The 758-nt window shown below is 69.3% G+C and carries 1 protein-coding gene; it reads right to left on the reverse strand.

Annotation, left to right across the window (positions count from 1 at the left end):
- Positions 1-190: 190 nt before the first annotated feature.
- Positions 191-758, reverse strand: a 568-nt coding sequence (locus tag IVB32_RS25690; protein WP_247411781.1) for a tetratricopeptide repeat protein, incomplete at its 5' end; no start/stop codon positions are given.

Raw genomic sequence — 758 nt, forward strand, 5'->3', positions numbered from 1 at the left:
GCGCAAGGGCATAGTCATCGGAGCGGGCGGCACAAGCGTGCCGTCCTCCGCGCTGCACCATGAAGGGCCCTTCAAGATAAAGGGCGAAAACAACCCCATGCACAGTAGCTAACTCCTTGCGGCGCCTGCTTAATTTATTTGACGCGTCGGGCAGATTTCGGCCCCGATAGCGGCCCGGCCGCCGCTGCCGTCAGCTGAGCTCGTCACCCGTCGCCTGCATCTCGTTGAGCATCGCCTCGGCCTTGTGGCGCAGCGGCAGCGCGCCGCTCTCGGCGGCGATCGCGATGGTCGCGCGCAGGGCGCTCAGGATCGCCGCCCTGGCCTCCGGATCCGACGGCGGCGTCACCACGGCCTCGCCGAACAGCGCCTCCGCCTCCAGGCCGGAGAACCCCTGTTGCCGCGCGGTGTTGCGCGCTTCGCGCAGCATGTTCTGCGCGGCCTGGACGTCGCCGAGACGGTGGGTGGCGAGCGCCAGGTAGATCGAGCTGCGAAGCACCGCCGAGGTATAGCCGACCGCCTTCGCTTCCTCACGCGCTTCCGTCAGCATGCCGCGCGCCCGGTCAAACAGCCCCTGCTCCAGATAGGCCATGCCGAGATGGCAGGCGAGCACCGGCACGAACAGCCGGATGCCGTGCTTCTGCGCCAGGACAAAACCATTCTCGAGAATGGCCGCGGCCGCCGCCGGCTCGCCGCGGCCGAGCATCAGCCAGCCGCCGCTATAGGCCGCGGCGACGCGGTCGTAGGGGCGGCCGGTCTCC

This window comes from Bradyrhizobium sp. 23, from assembly GCF_023073295.1.
GTDB lineage: Bacteria > Pseudomonadota > Alphaproteobacteria > Rhizobiales > Xanthobacteraceae > Bradyrhizobium > Bradyrhizobium canariense_D.